Source organism: Syntrophales bacterium (assembly GCA_023229765.1).
GTDB lineage: Bacteria > Desulfobacterota > Syntrophia > Syntrophales > UBA5619 > DYTH01.
Window position 1 is genome coordinate 112,876 of record JALNYO010000006.1, and the last position, 26,331, is coordinate 139,206.

The following is a 26,331-nucleotide window of genomic DNA, read 5'->3' on the forward strand; positions in this document are numbered from 1 at the left end:
ACGTAGTCAAGAACACTCGCCAGAACACTCGCCGGGTTTCAACATAAGGGCAGTTCCGCAAAGCCGCACTGGATTTTGCGGTGGTCTAAAGATTATGACCTTGCTTAACCTCTTGCGTGGAACGGGGTCCAGACGGGAAAGGGCAGCCGCTCTTCGCACCAAAGGGCCGTGGACAAGACAAGATCGTCATTCCCTGCGGCGCCGACAATCTGCAAACCCAGGGGCAGGCCCCGGGGGCCCAAGCCCGTCGGGATGGTGACGGCCGGAACGCCGCAGAGGCTCCAGATGGAGCAGAAGGCAGGGTTGCCCGTCTGGGCAAGGGTGGCCGGCGCCTCGCCTGTTGCGGGCGGGGTGATGATGGCGTCGAACCGGGCAAGAAAAAGCCTCAGTTCGTCCCGGAGGCGAAGGCGTTGGGAAAGGGCCTGCTGATAGGCAACCACTCCGATCTTTGATCCTTTGGCAATGATGTCCCGCAGGGTTGCGCTCAAAAGCGGGGCATGGCTGAGCGCAAGTTCCTCCATGTTAAAGGCCGCTTCGGCCGCCATGAGCGTCTGGATCGTTCCTTGCGCAAGCTCGAAGCTCTCCGGCAGTTCACACTCTTCAACGCGGGCGCCGCCTGTCCGCAATCTTGCGATTGTGTTTTGGAAATTTTGCCGGGCGTGTTCATCGGCCTGTTCCCAGACTGGGGTTTTTATGGCCGCCAAAAACGGTGAGGCGCCGCGTTTGACGATGGCGGGGGAGATGTGCGCATTTTCGGCGGACAGTGAAGCCGCAAACCAGGCGGCATCTGCGACGCTGCGGGTAAAGACGCCCGGCTGATCCAGCGTGTGGCTGAATGTCAGAGCCCCCTCTACCGGGATAACCCCCTGGGTCGGCTTGAACCCCACTATCCCGCAAAAAGCGGCGGGGCGGATGACGGAGCCGTTGGTCTGCGTTCCTATGGCGGCGGGGACAAAACCGGCTGCAACCGCCGCTGCCGAGCCGCTGGAAGAGCCGCCCGGCGTATGGAGTATGTTCCAGGGGTTGCGAGTCTTGCCGGGCGCATAAAAGGCGCATTCCGCGGTAACGGTCTTTCCCATTACAAAGGCGCCCTGCTCCTGGAGTCGTTCTACCACACGGGCCGATTTTTCAGGAATATTGCCGGCAAATGCCGGAGAACCCATTTCCGTCGGCACGCCGGCGGTGGCGTAGATATCCTTCACCCCGACGGGTATCCCCTGCAGCGGGCCGGGCGCCTCCCCCTCCTTGAGGCGGCGATCGGAAAGGCGGGCGGCCCGCAGGGCCGCCTCTGGCTCAAACCATGCCCAGGCGCGGATTTCTTCATCATCCAGGCTAATCCTCGCAAGCAGCGCCCGCGTGTATTCTTCGGAGGTGAAACGCTTTTCCGCAATTCCCTTAACCGCGTCAATCAGGCTTAAGGCAGAAAGCGGCCTATCCATGCTTGACCTCCGGATTAAGCAGGTCCGGGGGATTGCCGGCAGTCAGGGCGGCGACGAGATTTTCCGCAGCCTTCATCGCCATTCTCAGGCGGGTCTTTTCAGAAGAACTGGCGATATGGGGCGAAAGCACCACATTGGTCAGCTCCCGGAATCCCGGATTCAGCGCCGGTTCCCCCTCAAAGACATCCAGCCCGGCGCCCGCGATTGCACCCGAGCGCAGCGCCGCGATGAGGGCTTTGTCATCAACCACCCCCCCCCGGGCAGCATTGATGAGAATAGCGGATTTTTTCATCCGCGACAGCTCCTGCGCGCCGATCAGATGATGGGTCTGCTGGTTGTAAGGCACATGGAGGGTAACGATGTCCGCACGGCTCAGGAGTTCCTCTTTTGGCACATAGCGCGCCCGGCAGGCTGATTCGAGCTCCGGCGAAACGCGGTTTTGATTGTGGTAAAGCACCTCCATGTCGAATCCGAGCGCCCGGCGCGCCACGGCCTGCCCGATTCTTCCCATGCCGATGATTCCCAGCGTTGCCTGATGGATGTCAAGACCCAGCAACTGCTTCAGTTCCCACTTTTCCCATTTACCGTCCCGGAGGTACCGCTCCGCTTCGGTCAGCCGGCGGGCCGCGGCGAGGATCAGCGTCCAGGTGAAATCGGCGGTTGTATCGTCCAGAACGCCGGGGGTGTTAGTGGCCATGACGCCATGGGCGCTGCAGGCGGCAAGATCTATATTGTTGTAGCCGACGGCGATATTGCATACCGCCTTCAGGTGGGGGCAGCGCTCCAGCAGCTCCCCGTCGATCCGCTCGGTCAGGGCGATCATGGCCCCGTCCTTGTCGGCAAGCCTCTTCGCCAATTCCTCGGCGGTAAGCACGCTGTCTTCCTGATTGGCCTCAATCTCGAAATGAGCCGCCAGAAAATTCAGCGCCTCAGCAAATACCTCCCGCGTGATCAATATCTTTTTTTTCATGCTTCCTTCCTCTTTCCCCTCTAACATGATGAAAATCTATGCGGAGCGCGTGAAAATCATAAGGCTCGCTCTGCGCCCGCGATGGTAACGGACGTCTTGAGCGCCCCGGTTTGCTCCTGCATGAAGACAATCATGAAGGGGATTTCACCGTTCGGCAAAACCCGCTCGCCGGAGAAGTCGCTTCCCTGGGGAATAGACAGCTCCCGCTGAATCTCCGCCTCCGTCATTGCCCCCAGTTCCTCGTCCGTCAGAGTATTGCCGCAATAGACTATCTTTTGCCCGAGGACAACATCATAGGGGTCGGCAACGACCAGGCGCACTTTTATTCCGGAAACCGGATAGGCGGCCTGATTCACGACAATCCCCTCAATAACATGGAGACTGCCCGTGATGATGTTCGTGACGGTGCGCTGGCGCAAATCCTTTACCAGCAAGGCTTCAAACGGCGCCTTTGTGTCCGTCTTCTCCACCGGAACAAGGTTTTCCAAAACGGGAATACCCTGGAGATAGGGAGCAGCCTCCTTCAGCGCTTCACTTCTGATCTCAGGAGAAACGAACAAAACAACGGCGCCTGCGACAATCGCGATGAATAAAAGGAGCGCAATCAGCGCAAGGATAATTCTTCCCCAGCGTCGCCGCTTTTTGGGTCGTTGCTGCGGCTTGGCAACCTTCTCCCGGAGCTCCTCCTCTGTTTCATTCACCTGACCAAGGAGTGACAAATCCTCAGGTTTTATATCGTGATCAGGGAGGCCCGATAAGGGGTCGCTTTTAACATCGATCACCGGCTCACTTTCCGCTAAAGGCTGCTCGGCAAGCGGGGCTGCCTGCGTGATTTTCTCATCTGCATTTCCCATGGTTCCGTTGCCCGGAGGAAAACGATCATCGGGCGCCCGCTTGGCATCGCTGATTCTGACCGAAGCGATCTCGTCCGACTCCCCCAAGCGGTGGTTGGCCGGTTGCAGCTGGAAAAAAACATTCTGGCAGCGGCTGCAGCGCACCCAGGCGCCGTCGCCCGCAAGCAAAGAATCATCAAATCTGTACTGGGTTTCACACTTCGGGCACTGTATAATCATAGCCCCTCCTTACATTCAGACAATTTATAAACATTAAGCTTCGCTTATTTAATTTCCCCTTAATACGCGTACTTCAGGAAAATAACGATATTTTTCGTCACAATCAAGCCCGTACCCGACAACAAACTCATCAGGAATGGAAAAGCCGACGTAATCGGCCGTAAAGGGCAAGCGTCTCCGGGACGGCTTGTCGAGCAGGACGCAGACCTTCAGCGACGCCGGCTGCCGTTGCTTCATAATATCAACAAGGGAAGAAAGGGTGAAGCCCGTATCCAATATGTCCTCCACGATCAGCAGATCGCGTCCCGTAACCGACGTCTCGACATCCTTGCCCAGCACGATCCGCCCCGAACTTACCTGATTTCTTCCGTAACTCGCAATCCGGACAAAATCAACGGCACTGGGAATCTGGATCATGCGGATCAGATCAGCCATAAAAATGAAGGCGCCTTTGAGAACACCAACCACAAGCAGATCCTTCCCCTGATAATCTCGGGTTATGCCGGCCGCCAATTCTGTTACCCGGCCCATAATTTCCTCTTTCGGCAAGAGCACCTCGGTCGCCGATTCTTTCACTACAGCCCCCCATTGCCATCTGCCGCACGGCTTTTCAGTGTTTGCCTGACACCATAGTCCTTTTTCAACCTTAGCTTTTCCTGCCCCTAACATGGCGTTTGCTCAAGAGGATGGAACCAAGCCGGAAGAATGGTCGCCCACTCCCGCAAAAAAGCTATTTTGGGACACTAAACGACACCGTAAAGCCTGTCAATAAAAAACATAAAAAATAAACCTGATTGCAGTCCTATTGCTAAAATGTTACTGAACGCAGCCAAAATAACGAACCGATTTTATGCAGACTTTCTGCGAGAAAAGGAAGTAAATGACCAATTTTCCAGCAATTAATCTTGACGATATCCTTCTTTCCGTCGAAAAGCCGAGCCGCTACACGGGAGGTGAATTGAACGCCGTCCGCAAGGATCCGGCAGGACGTCTCAGTTTCGCCCTTGCCTTCCCGGACGTTTACGAAATCGGGATGTCGCATCTCGGGCTCCAGATACTGTACGGGATTCTCAACAGGATGCCGGATGTCCTCTGCGAACGCTGTTACGCCCCCTGGCCGGACATGGAGGAGAAACTCCGCCAGCACGGACTTCCCCTCTGCTCGCTGGAATCACGCCGCCCGCTTTCCGCCTTCGACATCGTCGGCTTTTCCCTCCAGTACGAGCTTTCCTATACGAATATCCTCATGATGCTCGATCTGGGAGGGATTCCCCTGAAGCGGGGAGAACGGGGAGACAAGCACCCGCTGATAGTCGCCGGCGGCCCCGCGGCCTTCAACCCTGCCCCGCTTGCCGATTTTATCGACCTTTTTGTCATCGGCGAGGGAGAGGAGGTCATCTCGGAAATAGCGCTTTCGGTACGGGAGGTACGAGGTAGAGGCGGAAACAGGGAGGAGCAGCTTGCGGCTCTGGCCACCATCCCGGGAATCTACGTTCCTTCCGTCCATCAGGAAAACGAACGGATAAAAATGCGGATAATCGCCGATCCCAGCAGATGGCGCGAACCGCTTACCCCAATCGTGCCGCTGATGAAGACCATTCACGACCGGATAAGCCTGGAGATCGCCCGGGGCTGTACGCGGGGCTGCCGCTTTTGTCAGGCGGGAATGGTATGGCGTCCGGTTCGGGAAAGAACGCCCTTCGTACTCGAGGAAATGGCCGAAGGGATGCTGAAAGCGACCGGTCATAACGAAATATCACTGCTCTCGCTCAGTTCCGGAGACTATTCCCATATCGAATCGCTGCTGGCAACGCTGATGGACCGTTATTATCCACAGCGCATCGCGATGGCGCTGCCCTCGCTGCGCGCTGAGACAATCACCCCCCGGCTGATAGAGGATATCAGGCGGGTCCGGAAGACCAGCTTTACCCTCGCCCCGGAAGCGGGCACCCAGCGGCTGCGGGATGCCATCAACAAGGGGAACACCGAGGAGGCGCTGCTGACAACGACGGAGCGGGTGTTTGCTGCCGGCTGGCGAGGAGTGAAACTCTACTTCATGCTGGGCCTTCCCGGGGAACGTAAGGAGGATCTCGAAGGCATCATCGAGCTTGCCCACAAGGTTCTGCGGACGGCAAAAAACCGGGGACAGGTTACGGTGAGCCTCTCAACCTTTGTCCCGAAACCGCACACCCCTTTCCAGTGGGAGCGCCAGATCGGGATCGAGGAAATAAACGAACGGCAGGATTTCTTCAAGCAGCGTCTCAAAAACCGCAGCATCAGCGTCAAATGGCACGATGCCCGGATGAGCCAGCTCGAAGGCATTTTTTCCCGCGCGGGAGCGGAAACCGGGGCGCTGATCGAACAGGCGTACCGCCTCGGCTGCCGGTTCGACGGCTGGGGCGACAAACTCCGTTTTGATTTATGGCAGGAGGCCTTGCGCCGGACAGGAATCGACGCCGCTGCCTATCTGCGGGCACGCTCTCTTGACGAAAAACTGCCCTGGGAAATTATCGACTGCGGTGTAAGCCGTGAATTCCTGCTTGCCGAAGCCGCAAAAGCCAAAACAGAAACGGCAACGCCGGACTGCCGCACCGGCCCGTGCAGCAACTGCGGCGTCTGCGACCATAAGACCATCAGGGTCGTTACCGCCCCCAAGGACGCTCCGGCCGGTCAGTTTATCTCCACCTTCGCAAAAGCGCCGCTTTCTGCCGGGCGGGAGCGAAGTTTTCGCCTGCGCTTTACGAAACTTGGCGCGGCGCGGTTTCTTTCCCACCTGGAACTTTCGTCCGCGCTCAGCCGGGCGATGATGATGGGGGGTATCTTTTTCGCCTATTCCCAGGGTTTTCATCCCCATCCGCTGATCTCGTTTTCCGCGGCCACGTCGGTCGGCATGGAAAGCCATTGCGAGCTCGCCGACATCCGCATCCATGATCCCGAAATCGCAATTCCCGAGCTTCCGGCCCTGATCAACGGCGGCCTTCCGGAGGGTGTGCGGGTGACGGCAATCCGGGAACTGCTTCCCAACGACTATTCCCTTGCTAAACTGACGACGGGATTTAATTATACGATTGTTTTGCCGGATAAAATTGAGAAAGGCAACCTGGGGCAAATTGAGGAAGCGATGCAGCGCTTTCTGGCGGAGCAGCATTTTCTGGTCAACCGGGGAAACGATCCCAAGGCCGGCGCCTCTTCCCCCAAAGAAAACATCAAAGATATTCGCCCGTTCGTGGCGGCAATGACGCTCGACGGAGCCGCAGGGGTTATTCACCTTTCTGCGAACGCCGGCGCAGTGGGCACAATCCGTCCGGCGGAGCTTCTGACCTCGCTGTTCGGCTTCACCGACGAGGAATCCCACCGATTTCGCATTGTCAAAACTGCCGTGCGCGCGGCCGTTTTTGCCGGAGCTGACGATCGGAAAATTTTTCTGGGGTGATAAAATTGTTGCCCACGCAACAAGCTGATAAATTGTCTTGACAAAAGTGCCTTCCTTTCGGTATCATCGGCGTTCAAAATTTTTTAGAGGGATATGAGCCATGTATGCAGTGATAAAAACAGGCGGCAAGCAGCAAAGGGTCTCTGAAGGAGACGTGGTAGCCATTGAGAAGATAAATGGCGCAAAAGGGGATACGGTCGTTTTTGACCAGGTTCTCATGGTCGGCAAAGACGATGATATCCGGATCGGCAGGCCCGTTGTTGAGGGCGCCAAGGTGACCGGCGAAATAGTCTGTCAGACAAAGGGTGACAAGATAGTCGTCTTCAAGATGAAAAAAAGGAAGGGCTATCACAAGAAGATTGGTCACCGTCAGGAACTGACCAGCATGAAAATCAAGGAAATATCCATTTAGGGGGAAGACGCTATGGCACATAAAAAAGGACAGGGGAGCTCCCGGAATGGAAGAGACAGCAATTCCCAGCGGCGGGGCGTAAAGAGGTTCGGCGGCGAAAAGATAACGGCCGGAACCATTATCGTGCGGCAATTGGGCACTGTATTCCATCAGGGGAAGAATGTAGGGCTGGGCAAGGACTACACCATTTACTCCCTGATCGACGGCTTCGTGAAATTTGAACGGCTCGATAAAAAGAGACAGAAAATAAGCGTTTACGCTGAGGCGTAATGCGGTTGACTGCTCTGCGGACACCAGCGGCGCCATTGGCCTCTCTCCCTCAAATACCGGGGGTTAGACATCCAGGCGGATTTTGTCAGCCAACGTTATCCCATGAATAATTTTTCCGATAGCGGCCGGTGGGGAGCTTTGGCGACCTCCTGCCGCTCTTTTTTTCCGCCAGTTTGCGCAACCGGTTATGGATGCGCAATGCCGACCCTCTTCCTCTTCGTTGCGGTTTTATTTATTAGAACACCGGCAGCAATAGACTCGCTTCCCGCTTTTACGTTCCTGCCCCTTTGGATAAGCCTCAAAAAAACAGTGTGGCGTGTGCTTGTCCTCTCCAAAATTGAGCGCTGGATGCAGAGTGTTTTCCAGTATCATGAAAAATTTATTTAGATCAATTGTTTACGATCATGTTTTCAGGAGAAAATGCCCGTTTCGATATCCCTCGCCAGTAGCGGGGGCGGCAGCTTTTGAGTTAATTAAATTATACGAGGGAGGCAATGGCAAAACTCCATTTCTGTCATTCCCGCGACGCTTCTGGGCGGGAATCCAGTTTGTAACTCTCTAAAATCATGGATGCCCGACAAGAGCATTCGGGCATGACGAAACGTTTTGCAATTACCTCGAGGTTGTATTTTAAGATGAAATTTATTGATGAAGCGAAAATTTATGTCAAGGCCGGCGACGGAGGGCGAGGCTGCGTCAGTTTCCGACGGGAAAAGTATGTCCCCCACGGCGGACCGGACGGCGGCGACGGAGGACATGGAGGAGATGTAAGCATCCGGGCCTCCATGAGCAGACGCACGCTGCTTGATCTCAAGTTTCGCCAGCACTACGTGGCGAAGCACGGGGGACACGGCGAAGGAAGCAAGCGCACGGGCAAGAACTCGGAGAACGTGGAGATCCTTGTTCCCGTGGGTACGGTAATCCGGGAGGCGGAAACCGGCGAGCTGCTTGCCGACCTGACTGTTGACGGCGCCGTCTGCATAGTCGCCAAAGGGGGCATGGGAGGTCGGGGAAACGCGAGATTTGCCACCGCCACCCGGCAGACGCCGCGCTTCGCCCAGCCGGGGATAGAGGGGGAGGAGCGCTGGATCACCCTGGAGCTGAAGCTTCTTGCCGACGTCGGCATTGTCGGACTTCCCAATGTCGGAAAATCCACACTTATTTCCAGAATATCCGCGGCCCGGCCCAAAATCGCCGACTACCCTTTTACAACGCTGATTCCCAATCTTGGCGTTGTCCAGTTCGGCGAACATGAATCGTTCGTGGTCGCCGACATTCCGGGACTGATAGAGGGCGCCCATACGGGACAGGGCATGGGCATAAGGTTTCTGCGTCATGTCGAGCGCACCTCGGTTTTGTTGCATATAATCGATATATCGCCCGAAGAGAGCCGCGGCGCCTGGCATGATTATGAACTGATCAACAGGGAACTCGAATTTTTCAGCCCGGAGATGCTCACCAAACCCCAGATCGTTGCCATCGGCAAGATCGATCTTCCCATAACCGAAGAGCGCTTAAAAAAGGAATTTGACATCTTCGCCGAAAAAGGCATAAAGTTATTTCCCTTTTCGGCGGTAACGGGAAAAGGCGTTCCGGAGTTAATCCGCGAGATGGTCTTGCTGATTTCACGGGGAGAAAAAACAGGCGAATCACAGGACATCGTTGATCAATAGCGCCTTTGCTCCCATTCCGTTCGGGATGGACAGGCAAGAGGAGAAAAACCTCTTTGAGGAGCGGTAAATTATGACACGCAAAGAACAGCTTGGGAATGTCAAAAGAATTATCGTCAAGGTCGGCAGCGCCGTCCTGACCGGCGAGGACGGCATCGACCTTGAAGTAATCGAGCAACTGGTTTCCGACATTGCTGCCTTGCGCGAGCAGGGATTCCAGGTAATTTTTGTCAGTTCCGGGGCTATTGCCTGCGGCAAACACCGATTGGGAATCCCAGGAAAACTTAAAAGCCTGCCTCAGAAACAGGCCGCGGCGGCGGTAGGTCAGGGAAGACTGATGCGGGTATATTCCAACGCGTTCGGCAAGCACGGGCTTTTCGTCGGCCAGGTGCTGCTGACAATGAGCGACATCACCGACCGCAAACGGTTTCTCAACATCCGCAATACCCTGTTTCAATTGCTGGACTGGGGGGTAATCCCCATCATCAACGAGAATGACACAGTTGCGGTCGAAGAGATAAAGTTTGGAGATAACGACAATCTGGCCGCGATGGTCGCCAATATCGTCGAAGCGCATCTTGTCGTCAATCTGACCAGTACAAACGGACTGTACGATCAGAATCCCAGCAGCTCCAAAAAGGCGAAGTTGATCGCCCTGGTGACCGAAATCACCGATGCCATAGAAGATGCCGCGAGCGATGAAGGCACCAGTGCGGGGATTGGCGGCATGAAAAGCAAGGTTCTGGCCGCGAAAAAGGTTATTGCCATCGGCACCCCTTACATTATCGCCCCCGGCAAGCGGAAAGGCGTCCTGCAGGAGATTTTGGAAGGCAAGGAGATTGGCACCCTTTTCCTGCCCTCAGCGGCTCATCTGAACAGCCGAAAATACTGGATTGCCTTCACCCTGCGCTCCCGTGGTCGCCTGTCCGTGGACGAAGGGGCCAAAACGGCGTTAGTGCAGGACGGAAAAAGTCTTTTGCCTTCAGGCATAACGCATATCGAGGGGGATTTTGCGGTAGGAGATCCGGTCAGTTGCGTTGATTTGGCGGGGAACGCCATCGCCAAGGGGCTTGTCAACTACAGCTCCGAAGATATGCGAAAAATCATTGGTCTGAAGAGCTCGCAAATCGAGCAGGCGCTTGGCTACAAGGACTACGACGAGGCAATCCATCGCGACAATCTTGCCGTGATTGTGCATCAGAGCGGCAAGGCAAAGGGCTGAAATAAAGCCGAAATGTTCCATTGACACGAGAAGCCTTTTTTTATAATCTGCAGTTAGCTTATAGAGTTTTCAGCGAATATCTTGCGTAAGAACTTCATCAGGAACAGGAGCCCTGCTCCGATAGCATAACTAACTGACTTTCTAAACATCTTCTTGAAGACCAACGACATAGTTGTTCAGGAGGGGGACATGAAGAAGGAAATAGCCGTTTTTTTAGGAACGCTGTTGGGGGTTGCCTCCATATTGGGCTTTACCGCGACGTCCGGAGCAGCCGTTATCAGCGCAGCGACCCAAGCCTGCATAGACTGTCACGAGACTATTAATCCGGGAATGGTCGCCGATTGGAGAAAGAGCCTTCATGCGACTGTATCCCCGGCAGAGGCAATAAAGAAACCACTTCTGGAGAGGAGAGTCTCCTTTAAAAACCCACCCCCGGGGCTGGAAGCGACGGCCGTCGGTTGTGCCGAGTGCCACACGCTGAATTCCGATGCTCACAAAGACACATTTGACCATAACGGGGTCAAGGTGCATATTGTAGTCAGTCCCAGGGATTGCGCAACCTGCCACCCCGAGGAGGTAGCGGAATACGGCCATAATATCATGTCCCAGGCGCATGGAAACCTTTTGCAAAATCCCGTTTATAAGAGCATGATGGATGCGGCCAACTGCCTGCAGAAATTCGACGGCGTCCGCGCCCGGCTTACCACAGTTGATAAACTTACCGAAGAGGATTCCTGCATCCACTGCCACGGGACGAAGGTCGAGGTTACGGGCAGCAAGATTCGTGAAACCTCAATGGGCGAGATGACATTCCCGGTTCTTTCCGGATGGCCGAGCGGCGGCGTCGGGCGGATAAACCCGGACGGCTCGAAGGGCGCCTGCACAGCCTGTCACACCCGTCACGCCTTTTCCATCGAGATGGCCCGTAAGCCTGCGACCTGCTCGGAGTGCCATAAAGGACCCGACGTGCCAGCTTACAAGGTTTACCAGGTCAGCAAACACGGCAATCTTTATGAATCGGCCGGCGACAAATGGAACTTCAGCGCCGTGCCCTGGACGGTCGGAAGGGACTTTACCGCGCCGACCTGCGCGACCTGCCACGCAAGCCTTCTTGTCAACGAAGCCGGCGATGTTGTCGCCAAACGGAGCCACCAGATGAACGACCGAAGCGCCTGGCGGCTGTTCGGTCTGCCCTACGCCCACCCCCATCCCCAATCCCCCGATACCACAATCATCAAAAACAGGGCGGGGCTTCCCCTCCCCACGGAACTTACCGGAGAAACGGCTGCCGGTTATCTGATCGATAAAAAAGAGCAGGGCAAGAGGCGTGCCTCCATGCAGGCGATATGCCTTCAGTGCCATGCAACTTCCTGGGTGGACGGCCACTTTGCCCGTCTGGAAAATTCAGTCGAGACCACCAACCAGATGACCAGGACCGCCACCGACATCATTCTCGCCGCCTGGAAAAAGGGACTCGCCAAAGGACTTGACAAGAAGGACAGCATCTTCAACGAGGCCATAGAGCGGATGTGGGTTGAACAGTGGCTTTTCTACGCCAACTCGACCCGTTTTGCCTCGGCGATGGGCGGGGCGGATTACGGGGTCTTCGCGGACGGCCGCTGGTATATGTCAAAGAACATCCAGCAGATGGCAGACTGGCTGTTTTTTCTCGAGGCAGCGCAGAAAAACGAAAAAAATGGTAGAACTACAAAAAAATAGATGCCTCGCCTCAGCATTGCCGGGGTGGCGGGGAAACTGAATCAAAACTGACGATGTTAAGACACGATGAAACAGATCACAATATTTGCATTTAAGAATAATCCGCTCTGCTTTATGCATGTCCTTTTAAACGCGCTCGATCTTCACGAAAAGGGGCTGGGCGGAAGGATCGTTTTCGAGGGGGAAGCGACAACGCTGATTCCCATTATGGCTGAATCGCCGCATTTCCTCCATTCGCCGTACGCAAAGGTCAAAGAAAAGGGGCTGATCGATGCGGTATGTCGGGCGTGTTCGATAAAGATGGGGGTTCTTGAAGCTGTTGAAAAAGAGGGGCTTCCGATCGCCGGCGAGATGTCCGGTCATCCGGCCATGTCCAAATATATCGCCGCCGGCCAGGAAATAGTTGTCATGTAACTGCTCAAAGGATAGGCTATAAACTTTAGGGCGAAGAGCCTGAGCGGCAACCGTCAGTTAACCAAAATACTAACAATATCAAGTTGGAGGATGATTATGAAGGGCACAAAAATAACGGAAGGCATCTACCGCTTGGGGGTAAACCTGGGTGGGGATCTGCTCTTTGAAGGGATGTGGCCAATTCCGGATGGAATCTCGATAAATTCATACGTCGTGCGCGGGGATAAAACCGCGTTGATCGATCTGGTTGAGGATATCGGGGAAAAACCTGCCGAGTACGAACAGGCGCTGGCCTCGCTCTTGCTGAAGCCGGAAGATATAGATTGCCTGATTATAAACCATATGGAGCCTGACCACACCAGCTGGCTTCCGGAATTTTACAGAAGAAACCCGGATGTGGAATTTTACATCACCGCCAAAGGGGCTTCCGTCCTGAAGGCGTTTACGGGGATTGAAAATAATGTTCATATCGTCAAAACCGGGGACATTCTCGATCTCGGAGGAGGGAAGAGCCTGGCTTTTTACGAGGCGCCGAATCTGCACTGGCCCGAAACGATGGTGACCTTCGAGCAAAGTTCGGGAATACTTTTTTCCTGCGACGCGTTTGGTTCCTACGGCGCCATTACCGAGACGATCTTCGACGACCAGCTTTCCTCTGAGCAATACGATTTTTTCATGCAGGAAGCCCTGCGCTACTATGCCAACATCGTCGCCAGCTTCTCGACCTTTGTCGAAAAGGCGATCAGCCTCCTCAAAAATCTCGACATCAAGATCATCGCGCCTTCCCACGGCATTGTCTGGCGGGAGAATCCCGGGGCGATCATCGACGCCTATTCACGCTTAGCGCGCTATATGAACGGTCCGGCCGAACCGGAGATAACGGTTATCTGGTCGAGCATGTACGGAAACACCGAAAAAGTCGTCGCCGCGATGATCCAGGGCGCCCGCAGCGAGGGAATCCCCGTCCATGTTTACCGTACGCCGAAGGATGACATCGGTTTCATCCTAGCCTCGGCGTGGAAATCGGCAGGCCTTATAATCGGAATGCCTACCTACGAGTACAGGATGTTTCCCCCGATGGCCTGGGTGCTCGATATGTTTGCCCGCAAGAAGGTGATGAATAAAAAAGTGCTGCGCTTCGGTTCCTTCGGCTGGTCGGGCGGCGCTCAGCGCGAGCTGGAGACGCTGACAGAGAAACTCAAATGGGATTTCATGAATCCCGTGGAATGGCAGGGAGCGCCGACCGAGGAGACGCTGAGCCTCGCGGCGGCCAGCAGCAGGGAACTGGCGGCGAAAATAAAAACCGAATTCGGGAAATAGATATTTTTCATTCATCCGGGAAAGGGAGTGCCTTAACAAAGAAGGGATTTTCTTGTGGCCGTTTCTTGCAGGTTAAAACTTTGACTACAACTCAAAGGAGGATGACTATGGGTGTAATGGTAGGCAAACCGGCGCCTGATTTTACGGCAAAAGCATTTCACAAGGGAGGGGCGAAACAGATCAAACTTTCCGATTATCGCGGCAAGTGGGTTATGATCTGTTTCTATCCAGCAGATTTCACGTGTGTATGACCAACCGAAATCTCTGCGGTCGCAGAGAAATATCCTGAATTCAAAAAACTGAAGGTTGAGGTTCTCGCGGCCAGCGTGGACAGCAACTTTTCCCACAAGGTATGGCAGGAAGTCGAACTGTCCAAGATGGTTAAAAGTGGCATCCCCTTTCCGATGATCGCTGATTCCGGAGGCAAGATAGGCGCCATGTACGGTGTTTATGATGAGGAGGGTGGAGTCGATGTTCGCGGCCGCTTCCTGATCGATCCGGAGGGAGTTCTACAGGCAATGGAGGTCCTCACCCCCCCTGTCGGCAGAAATGTTGTCGAAGTTCTCCGCCAGCTCAAGGCGTTCCAGCATCACCAGAAAACCGGCGAACTTATGCCCTCCGGCTGGCAGCCCGGCAAACCAACCCTGCCCCCCGAAACTCAGGCTCTTTCCAGGGCAGGTCACGTCTGGGAAATATGGAAGGTTGAAAACGCCTTCTAACAAATCCTCTCTTTCACCCTTCCCCTTTTCCCCGCAACGGAACGGAGAAGGGGAAGGTAAATAGGAATGAAGGAGACTGGAAACATCCGCGATGCCTACGCTGATTTGCCGCAATATCTAATTTTATAAACGGGAAGTCTTGCCTACATGGAAAAAGCCGACTTGAAAACATTAAGCTTCACTGTCAGTAGCTCAGATTTTTTACTCGGCATGCCGAAAAAACAGGTTGATGAAATTGTCAGACAAGGCAAGCTGCAACAACTGCAATCTGGAACAGTTCTGTTTCGTCAGGGCGATCCCGCAACAAGATCTTTCCTTGTTTTAACGGGACGTCTCAAGCTTGGCAAGCTCCATGAACTCGGTAAGGAAGTCTTGATCCGCTATATCGGCCCAGGAGAATTAACGGCGATGATTACGGTTTTAGAGGGACGGGAGTACCCCGTCTCCGCGGAGGCGGTAGGCGCAACCCAGGTTGTTGGCTGGGACAAGCAGACGATGCTTGATTTTATGGCCACATACCCGCCAGTTGCCCTGAACATGATACGCAATTCCCTCGACCGCCTCGAAGACCTGCAGAGCCGCTATCTGGAGCTGCACGCTGAACAGGTCGAGCAGCGCATAGCGCGCTCCCTGCTCAGGCTCATGAAACAGTCCGGGAAAAGGTCAGGCGACGAAATACTGATAGATTTTCCGATCAGCCGCCAGGAATTGGCGGATTACACCGGCACAACCCTCTATACAGTCAGTCGGACACTGAGCGCGTGGGAAAAGAAAGGGTGGGTCAAATCCAAAAGGGAGCAGATCATCATCGCCAATCCTCACGCCCTGGTACTGTTCTCGGAAAATGCAGGTTAAGAACCATTCCCTCGCCTGTCAGGCGAGTGGTCGCGGCTTGTCGCTCTTTGCTGGGCTCCCCGCAATGAAAATATTCTTGACATAACGGGTTGCAATCTATAGCTTCAGCAGACGATTGCGGGTATTAAAGAGGTGCGGGACAGTGAAATAAATTAAAACCCGCAGCTATATTCTGCCTGTGTTGTTCAAGGGCATTTTACAAATGTTTCCCGGAGAAAGCTTATGAACGCCGAGAAGGTAAAAGAGATAGAGGAAAAGATTGCCGATTTGAAGGCGCGCTGGCCGGCTCATTCGGTGCGACCTTCGATGTGGCAGGAACTTGAAGACCTGGAAGAAGAATTAAAAAAAGCAAAGGAAGAGAAGTAGCGTTTTTTGAAGGCAAAATACCTTATTCAGAAGGAGAGAAAAAAAATAAATGAAAATATCTGTATGCGCCAAGGGTGGCAGCGGTAAAAGCACGATTGTAACGCTATTGGCGAATGAAGCAAGAAACAGGGGCAGTCGGGTTCTGATAGTAGATTCCGACGAATCAAATTCTGGTCTTTACAGGATGTTGGGTTTTGATGAGCCGCCCGTCCCGCTTATGGAGCTTGTTGGCGGCAAGTCGAGCTTGAAACAGAATATGAAGAAACTCGACATCTTTGCCGGCGATAAAATCCCGGTTGACGACATTCCCGCCGGGTATTTACTGCAGCATGACCACATAATGCTGGTCAGCATCGGGAAAATCATGCAGTCGCTGGAAGGCTGCGCCTGCCCGATGGGGGTCTTAAGTCGTGAATTCCTGAAGAAGATCTCCGTCAAGGACGGCGAGATGGTGATCGTCGATATGGAGGCCGGGGTCGAGCATTTCGGCCGCGGGGTGGAAACGAGCATCGATAATGTGCTGATCGTTGTCGAACCGCCTCTGGAATCAATGGAGATGGCAACAAAGATTCATGGCATGTCCCAGGGAAGCGGCATAAAAAATACCTGGGCGGTGCTGAATAAAATCCCCAATGAAGAAATCAGGCAAAGGCTCGAAGCAGAACTCGCCAAAAGGGGCATCAAGGTTATCGGATGCGTGTATCTTGATCAGGAGATTTTCATGGCCAGCGTGGATGGTCGTGTTCCGAAACAAGGGGCGGCAGCCAACGAAATCAAAGGGATAATGGACTTCATCCTCACAAAGACAGAGGGAAAACATTCCAGCTAATGATTTTTGAAAAGGAGGTACTTTAAAATGTGTTTGGCGTCGGCCTACTTTAACAACGAAAATGGTCCACTTATCATGAAGGATATCGCGCACCTTAAAGCGGATGGCGACAATCTGGAGATAGAGACGCTTTTCGGGGAACGCAAGGCAGTGCAGGGGAAAATCATAGAGGTTGATTTCTTTTCTTCGAAAATATTTCTCGAACAGAACCAGGCGACCGTAATTGAGGGCGACTCTTACCCGTCCCAGCTTGAAAAATAGTCCTGATTTCGAAAATCCTAAGCTTTCGAGGTAATTGCAAAACTCCCCATTTTTGTCATTCCCGCAACGATTCTGAGCGGGGATCTGGTTCTAACTGCTTGAAAAACCATATTATGAACATTAAGCTTCGCTTTCGGGAATGACAAATGGTGTTGCAATTGCCTCTTTCTTAAAATTAAAAAAGGAGAGAAACGCTTGACGAAATCTATCTATGTGATCGACGGTCAGGGGGGAGGAATCGGGGCCACCCTGATCAAGTATTTGCGGGAAGCATATGGAGACTCGGTCGAACTGATCGCCCTCGGGACTAACGCAATCGCCACGGCTCAGATGATCAAGGCAGGCGCCAACCGGGGGGCTTCCGGTGAAAACGCCGTTTGTCGTTCGGTTAAACAGGCCGAGTGCATTGTGGGTCCTGTCGCGATAACCTGGGCAAACGCGATGATGGGCGAAGTGACATCCAAAATGGCCGCGGCAGTTACCTCAAGCGGGGCATTAAAAGTGCTGTTGCCGCTCTTCCGGGAAAAAATAGAGATTGTGGGAATAAATAGAGAACCGCTGCCGCGCCTGATGCAGGCGCTGATAGAACATACAAAAGTGTTCGCGGCAGTTAACACGCAAGACGAGATATAGAATCACATCTCGAATTTTGCAAAGGAATAAAAAGCAAAGGGCAAAAATCCATCGAACGAACGGAGGCTCTCTTATGGTAACCATGAACCCGGCGCCTGCGACGACTCACCAAAAAGGTAACCTCTACCAAATTCCCATCACGGACTTCAAACTGGACCCCGCCCAACCCCGGAAGGTTGTCGACCCCGACGCCCTCGCGGAGCTTGCCGTATCCATTGCGAAGTTCGGCATTCTCCAGCCGCTGCTTTTTCGCGAGGCGGAACAGGGCTGGGTATATATTGTCGCCGGAGAGCGCCGCTTTCAGGCGGCCCAGCAGGCGGGTTTGCTGGTTATCCCCGCCATCTGCGTTACGGGGGACTACGCCGAGATCGCCCTGATCGAGAACTTGCAGCGTCAGGATCTCACCATCGTCGAAGAGGCAGAGGCCCTCCAACGTCTCAAGGACGAGAAAAAGTACACCGACGAGCAACTTTCCGGCGTCATCGGCAAGGCGCGCCAGACCGTAAGCGACATCCTCAACCTGAACAGGCTCCCCTTGGATATCCGGGACAAGTGCCGGGGGGATCGTCAGATTTCCCGTCGGACGCTCATCGATATCTCACGGAAGAAGCAGGAACGCGCCATGATAACGGCCTACAACGCCTACATGGACAACCAGAACCAGGTAAAGGGAAGCCCCCCGTCAGAAGAAAGACCCGAACGACCCCGGCGCTGCCGGGGTGTTGGATGGGCAGGGTGTTTGATGCTCTGCCGGACAGGAACCCAAAATTCGGTGTGTTATACGGATCAACCTAATTATTGTTATGCATGCTGACAAATGAATTTAAATATGGTATAAAGTCGTATGAAATTAGATAGAACCAAAACCATATTAAAACAACAAACCAAACAAGACGACTGCTTTGTTAATGCCTCTTTTCAGGAAAGAATTTCTTTTGTTTGGGATTTGACATCCGAACTGTGGTCATTTAAAGGTGATAGAGATGCTGAACGAAGACTACAAAGACATGTTACAAAGCTTATTAGACAATGATGTAAAATTTCTCATTGTCGGTGCGTATGCCCTTGCCGCGTATGGATACCCGAGAGCAACCGGTTATTTTGATATATGGGTTGAAGCAAGCCCCGAAAATTCTAAAAAAATATTATCCTCCCTTATCTCTTTCGGCTCGCCGACATCAGAATTAACAGAAATAACTTTTATTCAAAAAGGTATAATCTTTCAAATCGGTGTTGCCCCCCGGAGAATAGACCTAATAACCCATATTGATGGCGTTGATTTTAACAACGCTTATCCTTCCAGAACAACAATTGTCATCGAAGGATTAAATCTTCCATTTATTTCTAAAGAAAACCTTATAAAAAATAAAAAATCAACTGGACGAGACAAAGATCTCGTTGACGTAAAGCACCTTGAAGAAAACGGAGATGCATAACAAAGTCAATCCAGCGATCGCTACGCACTGGCTGATTTCTTCGTTAGCGTGCGACACGATGTTGCACTGATTGAGTGTTCTCAGGGATTGTCCTGGAGAACCCGGCATGTTCCTGCCGGACCCTACGTTTGGGATGGGAATGGATAGTCAATCGGGAGACAGCCACTGCCGGTGCGTACAGCGCTGCAATGCAGGTTCCCAACCGCACGGCACTGAACCATCTCAAGCACTTTGCGGATCTCGGATTGGTTCGGAAAATCGGTGCAGCACGTACTACCCGGTTTAAGGTTAATAGGCAATGAGTTATGAGACATGACACCTTCGAATCCCGATTATCGCAATTTTGAGGGGGTTGTCGAGAAGGCCAAGTTGTCTTGTTTCAACAGAGGGCATCGCATCGAGGATCATTTCGTTGACGTCACCGAAATGATCGAGATCGGGAAAGGCGGGCAGCGGCCGGTCAAGACCATTCTTCTGTCTCGTTCGCCAGAACGAGGTGGAAACGTATTTGATTTTCCGGGGTTGTTGGGATAGGCTTCGATCATGATTGATTGTAAAGGGGAACGATGCCGACAATATTACTGATAATAGGGTGGAGGCTTTTTTTCTATGCCAATGAAGGCAACAATTAAAAATCTTCGTTTAAGTGGCGAATATATGACTTTGACCATTGATGGAGACGAGAAGAAATTCAAAATAAAAGACATATCACCCATACTTGATAAGGCATCTGAAGCCGAACGGAATACATTCGAGGTTTCTCCTTCCGGATACGGCATCCACTGGCCTCTGCTTGACGAAGATATAGCGATTGACGGGCTACGGGGAATTGTCCACTCAAGAGAGATGCAAAGAAAATCCGCCTAATCGGGTATATGGCTATTGAATGTGAACCCACAGCTCTTTGTCGGATGGTAATTGTGTAAATGTACTCTATAATGGAGTGCAAAGATAACAGATAAGATGCAGGAAATTGTGACGAATGAAGGGTGAGATGAACAAGAAGGAGAAACGCAGAATTATCATCATTGCCGGGCCAAACGGCGCAGGGAAAACGACTTTTGCCGAAGAGTTTCTACCCAACGAGGCCGACTGTCCCATTTTTGTCAACGCGGATTTGATTGCCGCCGGGTTTGCTCCCTTTGACCCGGATCGCGTCACGATTAAGGCCGGGCGGTTGATGTTATTGGAAATCTTTGAACATGTTCGACATCGAGACAGTTTTGCATTTGAAACAACGTTGAGCGGTCGGGTCTATGCGAGACACATATCGGTGTGGCGGGAGCAAGGATTTATTGTAAAACTTTTCTTTTTGCGCCTTGCCTCACCCGAATTGGCCATCGCTCGGGTATGTCAGAGGGTGAAGGCGGGTGGCCATAATGTTCCGGAAGAGACGATTCGCCGTAGATTCGTGTCAGGCCTCCGCAATTTTGAAGAAATATACAAACCGATTGTAGATGAATGGGCGCTTTATGATAATTCATCGAGAACGTCGATACTGGTCGAAGAGGGAGGCATGAAATGAGTTCGAAAAAACCGGATTCCACCGCAGGTGAAAAAAAACGCGATCCTGATTTCATCAATGCGGAAATTGCATTAAAGCGCGCGGCCTTGAAGGCCAGGCAGCAGGCCCAGCAGGCAGGCATCGGTGTCATCGTGCTACAGGATGGCAAGATCATGGAAGAACGGCCGGATCACGAGAGGCTTGTAAAGGCATAGGAAAAGATTGCCAAACGTAGGCCTATGGAGCGCATATGACATCAGCAACTATCAAACTTTTCCTTCCACGCGGAGACGCGAAAAGCCTACGCATAGCCGAGATCTATCCCTACGCCGTAGCCCAGCGCAAACAACTCATCGCCGATGGCACGCTTACGGCTTCTTGGTCTTCACCAGGGATGCGGAGTTTTCTAGTCCGTCTGCGGCGGCGGCTGTCATACACGGCGGAAGCGCAAACGGACTTACCGCGTGAAAAACGGAGGGTGGCAAGTCGCTCAAACAGCTCGACGAACAGGCCTAACCAGCGGCTTCTGCGGACGACTGACCGCCGCCGCAGAGCCATAGCGTTCGACACAAGGAGAAAAGTGACATCAGATGTTTCATAGCCTTTTACCATTAGTTGGTATCATCGTCGTATTTGTAATCATCGCTGCCTTGTTCAAGGTTCTTCTCAAGAAAGGTAAGCGGGAACCGCAGGGCTACCCGTACGAAAAGGAACCGGCTCTCTTCTCTCCTGCAGAACGTTCTTTCCTGGGTGTGCTTGAGCAGGCCGTCAATGGCCGATACCGGTTTATGGGTAAAGTCAGGCTTGCCGATGTCGTGAAGGTAAAAACCGGAATGAGCAGAAGCGCGTGGCAAAAAGCCTTCAACCGAATCCAAAGCAAGCATCTTGATATCGTGGCCTGTGACCCGGCAACATTGATGGTGGAGTTTGTGGTAGAGCTTGACGATGAGACTCACCGCCAGTCGAAAAGACAGGTTCGAGACGAGCTCGTCAACAAAGTCCTTCAGGCCGCTGGTATCCCCGTATTCCACTTCATCGCAAAAAGAGGGTATTCGGTGCAAGACGTCCGCGGAGTGCTCTCTGAAGCGGAGGCATTGAGTAAGACATGAAAAGACCGTCGAATCAACCGGTCATGCAACAGCGTACCAGAAATGGTCATGAAAAGTGTACCACCCGTGAATTGAGAATATGGTAGCGTTACTCTGCCATATGATTACGAAGGCAAGAAATGCGGCTGATCGAATCTGAAAATATCGAACTGAAGAAATCAACCGGTGAGTTGAAAGCGGGGATTATCTCCCTGGCGGCGATGTTGAACAAACATCAGCGAGGAGAACTCTGGTTCGGGATTAAGAATGACGGTACGGCCGTCGGCCAGAGCATCTCGGAAGCCAGCCTGCGGGAAGTCTCACGGGCGATTGGCGATCACATCGATCCCAAAGTCTATCCGACGGTCGAGCAGGTCATGGTTGACGAGAAGCCCTGCATCTGGGTGCTCGTGGAGGGGAAAGACGCCCCCTACTTTGCTTACGGCAGGGCCTATGTCCGGGTTGGCGATGAAGACCGGCAGTTGAGCGCCAAGGGCCTGGAAGGCTTGATCCTGCAAAAGAACCGCGATCATCTCCGATGGGATACGGAGCTCTGCGATCGGGCGGTCCTTGACGATATCAGCAGCGGCAAACTGAAAAGCTTCCTGAAGGCGTGCGGCCTCAAATACGACACCATCCCCAATGCCCTCGAAAAACTGGGCTTGATCAGGGACGGCAAACTGCTGAATGCGGCCGTCCTCTGCTTTGCCAGGAAGCCGGAGAAGTTCCTTCCCAACGCCAGGTTACGATGTGCCACGTTCGGCGCCGTCGACACGACGGTCACGCTGGACATGAAAGATTTTACCGGCGATGTGTTCACCCTGATCCAAAAGGCGGAAGAGTACATCCTGGAGCATATCAACATCGGCATGCGGCTGAACGGCTTGTTGCGCGTGGATGTTCCCGAGATCGATCCGGAAGCCTTTCGGGAGGCGATTATCAATGCCTTCTGTCACCGGGATTATCGCGAGTACGATTCGGTGAATATCGCCATCTTCAAGGATCGGCTGGAAATCCGCAGCCCCGGGCTGCTTTATGGAGGACTGACTGTTTCGGACATCCGGAATAAGATGGTCTCCGTCAGGCGGAACGAACTTTTGGCGGACCTTTTTCAACGCAGCCACCGGATCGAGAAATGGGGCCGCGGCATCAAGATGATTCTGGAGCGGGAACCTGCCACCGAGTTCGAGGAAGTGGGCACGGCGCTCTTTGTAGCGAGGTTCTGGAGGAAGGGTCTGGAAAAAGGTATCTCCGAAATAATCGGCACACCTTCGGAAGAAACTTCGGAAGAAACTTCGGATAAAATCCTGGCGATCATCCGGTCGGACACGAAGACTACGGCGCGCCAGATTGCAGGCAAGCTGGGATTGTCTTCAAGGGCTGTTGAGATGCAGCTTGCCAAACTCAAGCAGGGTGGTAAGCTCAAACGTGTTGGCCCCAAGAAAGGTGGCCACTGGGAGGCAAATGGCGATTAGGCTTTGTCATTCCCGCAGTGGTTTTGGCTGGTCAACGATGGCGTTAGACCTATGGAGGCATATGACATCAACAACTAACAAACTCTTCCTTCCACGCGGAGACTAATCAAAAAAACGGAGGAAAAATAAATGGCTGCATACGAAAAGGGTAATCTCTACCAAATCTCCATCGCGGACTTCAAACTGGACACCGCCCAACCCCGGAAGGTTGTCGACCCCGACGCCCTCGCGGAGCTTGCCGCATCCATTGCGAAATTCGGCATTCTCCAGCCACTGCTTTTTCGCGAGGCAGATCAGGGCTGGGTCTATATTGTCGCCGGAGAGCGCCGCTTTCAGGCGGCCCAGCAGGCGGGCTTGCTGGTTATACCCGCCATCTGCGTTACGGGGGACTATGCCGAGATCGCCCTGATCGAGAATCTGCAGCGCCAGGATCTCACCATCGTCGAAGAGGCGGAGGCCCTCCAGCGTCTCAAGGACGAGAAAAAATACACCGACGAGCAGCTTGCAGGAGTCATCGGCAAGGCGCGCCAGACCGTAAGCGACATCCTAACCCTCAACAGGCTGCCCATGGAGATCCGGGACAAATGCCGTGGGGAGCGGACGATTTCCCGCACCACGCTGATCACGATCGCCCGCAAGACGCAGGAACGCGCCATGATAACGGCCTACAATGCCTACATTGACAAACAGAACCAGGTAAAGGGAAGCCGTCAGAAGAGAGACCCGAACGATCCCGTTGCCGCCATAGAGATTGTGCAAAAAACAGTGACGAAAATCGATAATATCGACACGACCGCCTGGACGGACGAAGAGCGGGAAAGCTTTCATGTTACCCTCGTCGAACTGAGAGATAAAATCGACAGTTTTCTCTCGCCGAGCCCTGTGCTGGCTTGACGGTTTTCCCCTCCTTTTTCAGAGGGCAAAACTTTTGGAGCGTCGCGTATTCGATAATAATATCGTAGCCTTTCGAATGCCGGTGCACCGGCATTGATTTTAAAACCCGGGGCCGCCGCCGGGGTATTGGATGAACAGGATGCTTGATGTTCTGCCGGACAGGAAATAAGTGATGTGCTCCGGATTACAAGGAGTTTGTAAAATCATTGACATATGAAGCGCGCCGTAGTTATGTGACCATGTACCCAATCGGCGGGTGTTCGCAATCAGATGGACGGGCTTTGAGCCAATTGAGGAGGTTGTATTATGCCGATCCGCATAAGATACCGTGATAAACCACGATATAGGGCGCAACAAAATGAATATAAAGAGCTTATCGCGTTTTTGGTAATCGCTCTGATGACGTGTCACGCGGACAGGAAACCAAAATTCGGTGTGTTATACGGATCAATCTAATTATTGTTAGATATGAAAAATAATATTTGAGGGGTAAAATTATGGGACTAAACCCTTACGGCAGAAAAATCAGTCAGATTTTCAACAACGTTCAATACGATGTTGACTTTTATCAACGAGAATACAAATGGACAGACGAGGGTGATAAAGATTACAAACCCGTTTCTTCTTTACTCAAAGACATATTTTACCGTTTTGATTTGGAAAAATATAAGCCTAACCAAGAGATTAATCAAGAGAGCACCGACAAACTTGAATGGTATTACCTCAACACCTTTATGACAAATCTAATTAAAGGAAGAAAGTATATCGTAGATGGACAACAAAGATTGACAACATTAACTTTAATTTCAATAGGGCTTTATCATTTAAGCATCAAACATAAATTGGCTGACTATCTTAGCGACTCACTTAAAAGTTCAATTGTAGATACCGTTCTTGTCAAGCGGGAAATTTATCAAACGCCGGTGGAAGTCTGTTTTCAAAGAGCGTGTTGCTTGCTTCTGTAGCTTTCGACCGGGTTACCCACAGCCAAGTCCCACCCGCCCGCCATGCTCCGCGAAAGGGCCGCGGGCGGGTGGGACTTGGCTATGGATAACCCTTCGCTCACGGGGTATGGGCACAAAAATAAAAAAAATCCGCCCCGAAGTGTTTCTTAACTTATCGAAAAAACTGTCCTTACAATTTTGTCCACCATAATTGGTTGAAAGTTGGGATCATACTCTTTCCCGGATTTCAGGACACCAAAGATAACGTGAACCAGTTTCCGCATAATCGCGCAGACAATCACTTTCCCATTTTTGCCTTTGTCTTTAAGTCGGTTATAAAAGGCAATCATCACTGGATTGCATTGAATCGACACCAACGCCGGCATGTACAGGGCTTTCCTGAGCCGAGCATGTCCGATCTTACATATCCTGGGTTTGCCTTTAATAGATGATCCTGAGAGCGTTTCCTTCGGTGCGAGACCGATGAATGCCACCAGCTCACGAACATGGTTAAATTTTTCCAGATCATCTAATTCTGCCAGGATGTGAGGAATGGTTACCTTCCCAAGAGCAGGAATAGAATCCAGCAAATCCTTTTTCCGTTTAAGAGTTGGATCTTGTCCTATCAGATCGGCAATTTGTTTTCTGATCTTTTCAATCTCTTGATCCAAATAAGCGATATGTTCTTTGATCAAAAGAGAGACAGATTCATGTGCCGTGCCGATCCGATTTTTCTCTTGGCTTCGCATGTCGATCAGGCTATCTACCCGCCTGACCAAAGCTCTCAGGGATCTGATCTCCGGTGAAGGCGGAATCCATGCACCTGGTTTCATAGCCAAACAGAACCGGGCAATCAAGGCGGCATCAAGTTTATCTGTCTTGGTGCGCAGCAATTCGCTCTGAGCGAATCCTTTGATCCTGGCAGGGTTGACAACGCTAACCATGTGGCCGGCCTCATGAAGATAGATTGCCAGCTCCTCTCCATAGTTGCCCGTGGCTTCCATACAGGCATGGAGCCCTTGAACGCCCTGTTTCTCAAGCCAGAGCCTCAACATCTCAAAACCTTCCGCCGAATTCTTGCAGGTTTTATGTTTTGTCTTCCCCTCTACAAGAAGTGCGGCATCGAACTTCTGTTTCGCAATATCTATCCCAAGAACCGCTACTGACATAGAAATACCTCCCTCAAAAAATATAACCCTCGATAAAAAGCTTCGTTCTAATCAACCTTGCAAGTGCAAACTCATTCCCATATGGGAAGGTTTATGATACCGTACGAGTTATGAACAAAGCAGTGGGAGGAGGATCTACTCTACAAATCATGCTCTCTGGCATCAGGTGAAACACAGATTCTCTCCTCCCATTTTACCCCGGCGTCCCAGGGTAGT

The 26,331-nt window shown here is 52.5% G+C and carries 29 protein-coding genes; 24 read left to right on the plus strand and 5 right to left on the minus strand.

Translation table 11 applies throughout. The features are described 5' to 3' along the window. Positions 1-104: 104 nt before the first annotated feature. Genes M0P74_05270 through hpt form a run of 4 tightly spaced genes read right to left on the minus strand, consistent with a single transcriptional unit; the run spans position 105 to position 4,058 of the window. Positions 105-1,439 carry an amidase gene (locus M0P74_05270; GenBank protein MCK9362992.1) on the minus strand — a complete coding sequence of 445 codons (1,335 nt, stop codon included), beginning with the start codon at positions 1,437-1,439 and terminating at the stop codon, positions 105-107. After that, positions 1,432-2,409: a D-glycerate dehydrogenase gene (locus M0P74_05275; protein MCK9362993.1), complete on the minus strand. Its 978-nt coding sequence runs from the start codon at positions 2,407-2,409 to the stop codon at positions 1,432-1,434. The genes M0P74_05270 and M0P74_05275 overlap by 8 nt, the downstream gene beginning before the upstream one ends. A gap of 56 nt (positions 2,410-2,465) precedes the next feature. Then, a complete protein-coding gene (locus tag M0P74_05280) occupies positions 2,466-3,482 on the minus strand; it encodes a zinc-ribbon domain-containing protein (GenBank protein MCK9362994.1) in 1,017 nt (338 codons plus the stop codon). A gap of 48 nt (positions 3,483-3,530) precedes the next feature. After that, positions 3,531-4,058 carry a hypoxanthine phosphoribosyltransferase gene (hpt, locus tag M0P74_05285; GenBank protein ID MCK9362995.1) on the minus strand — a complete coding sequence of 176 codons (528 nt, stop codon included), beginning with the start codon at positions 4,056-4,058 and terminating at the stop codon, positions 3,531-3,533. A gap of 304 nt (positions 4,059-4,362) precedes the next feature. Here hpt and M0P74_05290 point away from each other — a divergent pair, with 304 nt between their 5' ends. The 24 genes from M0P74_05290 (at position 4,363) to M0P74_05405 (ending at position 24,967) form a co-directional block, all read left to right on the plus strand. Then, the gene (locus tag M0P74_05290) at positions 4,363-6,915 is read left to right on the plus strand and encodes a TIGR03960 family B12-binding radical SAM protein (GenBank protein MCK9362996.1); all 2,553 of its coding nucleotides are present in this window, start codon (positions 4,363-4,365) and stop codon (positions 6,913-6,915) included. 100 nt (positions 6,916-7,015) lie between these two features. Further along, positions 7,016-7,327, plus strand: coding sequence for a 50S ribosomal protein L21 (rplU, locus tag M0P74_05295; GenBank protein ID MCK9362997.1), 312 nt, complete (start codon positions 7,016-7,018; stop codon positions 7,325-7,327). A gap of 12 nt (positions 7,328-7,339) precedes the next feature. Further along, positions 7,340-7,597, plus strand: a complete 258-nt coding sequence (rpmA, locus tag M0P74_05300) for a 50S ribosomal protein L27 (protein MCK9362998.1) — start codon at positions 7,340-7,342, stop codon at positions 7,595-7,597. A 635-nt stretch (positions 7,598-8,232) separates the two neighbouring features. Continuing rightward, complete coding sequence (gene obgE / locus M0P74_05305) at positions 8,233-9,270, plus strand: GTPase ObgE (GenBank protein ID MCK9362999.1); 1,038 nt, start codon at positions 8,233-8,235, stop codon at positions 9,268-9,270. A gap of 70 nt (positions 9,271-9,340) precedes the next feature. Next, positions 9,341-10,489: a glutamate 5-kinase gene (gene proB, locus M0P74_05310; GenBank protein MCK9363000.1), complete on the plus strand. Its 1,149-nt coding sequence runs from the start codon at positions 9,341-9,343 to the stop codon at positions 10,487-10,489. A gap of 189 nt (positions 10,490-10,678) precedes the next feature. Beyond that, positions 10,679-12,208: a hydroxylamine oxidase gene (locus M0P74_05315; GenBank protein ID MCK9363001.1), complete on the plus strand. Its 1,530-nt coding sequence runs from the start codon at positions 10,679-10,681 to the stop codon at positions 12,206-12,208. A gap of 66 nt (positions 12,209-12,274) precedes the next feature. Continuing rightward, positions 12,275-12,622: a cytoplasmic protein gene (locus tag M0P74_05320; protein MCK9363002.1), complete on the plus strand. Its 348-nt coding sequence runs from the start codon at positions 12,275-12,277 to the stop codon at positions 12,620-12,622. A 96-nt stretch (positions 12,623-12,718) separates the two neighbouring features. Next, positions 12,719-13,942, plus strand: a complete 1,224-nt coding sequence (locus M0P74_05325; protein ID MCK9363003.1) for an FprA family A-type flavoprotein — start codon at positions 12,719-12,721, stop codon at positions 13,940-13,942. Positions 13,943-14,058: 116 nt separating this feature from the next. Next, positions 14,059-14,661: a thioredoxin-dependent peroxiredoxin gene (prxU, locus tag M0P74_05330; protein ID MCK9363004.1), complete on the plus strand. Its 603-nt coding sequence runs from the start codon at positions 14,059-14,061 to the stop codon at positions 14,659-14,661. Between the two features lie 147 nt (positions 14,662-14,808). After that, on the plus strand, positions 14,809-15,516 hold the full coding sequence (locus M0P74_05335) for a Crp/Fnr family transcriptional regulator (protein ID MCK9363005.1): 708 nt from the start codon (positions 14,809-14,811) through the stop codon (positions 15,514-15,516). Between the two features lie 222 nt (positions 15,517-15,738). Next, positions 15,739-15,882, plus strand: a complete 144-nt coding sequence (locus M0P74_05340) for a hypothetical protein (GenBank protein ID MCK9363006.1) — start codon at positions 15,739-15,741, stop codon at positions 15,880-15,882. Positions 15,883-15,931: 49 nt separating this feature from the next. Next, a complete protein-coding gene (locus M0P74_05345; GenBank protein MCK9363007.1) occupies positions 15,932-16,711 on the plus strand; it encodes an AAA family ATPase in 780 nt (259 codons plus the stop codon). 27 nt (positions 16,712-16,738) lie between these two features. Then, positions 16,739-16,972, plus strand: coding sequence for a CooT family nickel-binding protein (locus M0P74_05350; GenBank protein ID MCK9363008.1), 234 nt, complete (start codon positions 16,739-16,741; stop codon positions 16,970-16,972). Positions 16,973-17,167: 195 nt separating this feature from the next. Then, positions 17,168-17,605, plus strand: a complete 438-nt coding sequence (locus M0P74_05355; protein MCK9363009.1) for a DUF3842 family protein — start codon at positions 17,168-17,170, stop codon at positions 17,603-17,605. A gap of 73 nt (positions 17,606-17,678) precedes the next feature. Then, a complete protein-coding gene (locus M0P74_05360) occupies positions 17,679-18,419 on the plus strand; it encodes a ParB/RepB/Spo0J family partition protein (protein ID MCK9363010.1) in 741 nt (246 codons plus the stop codon). A 169-nt stretch (positions 18,420-18,588) separates the two neighbouring features. Beyond that, positions 18,589-19,041, plus strand: coding sequence for a hypothetical protein (locus M0P74_05365; protein MCK9363011.1), 453 nt, complete (start codon positions 18,589-18,591; stop codon positions 19,039-19,041). Positions 19,042-19,353: 312 nt separating this feature from the next. After that, a complete protein-coding gene (locus tag M0P74_05370; protein MCK9363012.1) occupies positions 19,354-19,575 on the plus strand; it encodes a hypothetical protein in 222 nt (73 codons plus the stop codon). Between the two features lie 75 nt (positions 19,576-19,650). After that, entirely contained in the window at positions 19,651-19,908 is a 258-nt protein-coding gene (locus M0P74_05375) for a DUF2442 domain-containing protein (GenBank protein MCK9363013.1), read from the plus strand. A gap of 115 nt (positions 19,909-20,023) precedes the next feature. Continuing rightward, positions 20,024-20,566 (plus strand): zeta toxin family protein, encoded by a 543-nt coding sequence (locus tag M0P74_05380; GenBank protein ID MCK9363014.1) that lies wholly within the window; start codon positions 20,024-20,026, stop codon positions 20,564-20,566. After that, positions 20,563-20,760, plus strand: a complete 198-nt coding sequence (locus tag M0P74_05385; protein ID MCK9363015.1) for a hypothetical protein — start codon at positions 20,563-20,565, stop codon at positions 20,758-20,760. Before M0P74_05380 ends, M0P74_05385 begins: the two co-directional genes overlap by 4 nt. 375 nt (positions 20,761-21,135) lie before the next feature. Next, positions 21,136-21,654 (plus strand): DUF2726 domain-containing protein, encoded by a 519-nt coding sequence (locus M0P74_05390; protein MCK9363016.1) that lies wholly within the window; start codon positions 21,136-21,138, stop codon positions 21,652-21,654. A gap of 119 nt (positions 21,655-21,773) precedes the next feature. Further along, a complete protein-coding gene (locus M0P74_05395) occupies positions 21,774-23,108 on the plus strand; it encodes a putative DNA binding domain-containing protein (GenBank protein ID MCK9363017.1) in 1,335 nt (444 codons plus the stop codon). 129 nt (positions 23,109-23,237) lie between these two features. Next, complete coding sequence (locus M0P74_05400; GenBank protein MCK9363018.1) at positions 23,238-24,002, plus strand: ParB/RepB/Spo0J family partition protein; 765 nt, start codon at positions 23,238-23,240, stop codon at positions 24,000-24,002. Positions 24,003-24,499: 497 nt separating this feature from the next. Continuing rightward, positions 24,500-24,967, plus strand: a complete 468-nt coding sequence (locus M0P74_05405; protein MCK9363019.1) for a DUF262 domain-containing protein — start codon at positions 24,500-24,502, stop codon at positions 24,965-24,967. A 146-nt stretch (positions 24,968-25,113) separates the two neighbouring features. Here M0P74_05405 and M0P74_05410 read toward each other — a convergent pair whose 3' ends face one another. Further along, positions 25,114-26,115: an IS110 family transposase gene (locus tag M0P74_05410; protein MCK9363020.1), complete on the minus strand. Its 1,002-nt coding sequence runs from the start codon at positions 26,113-26,115 to the stop codon at positions 25,114-25,116. Between the last annotated feature and the right edge of the window lie 216 nt (positions 26,116-26,331).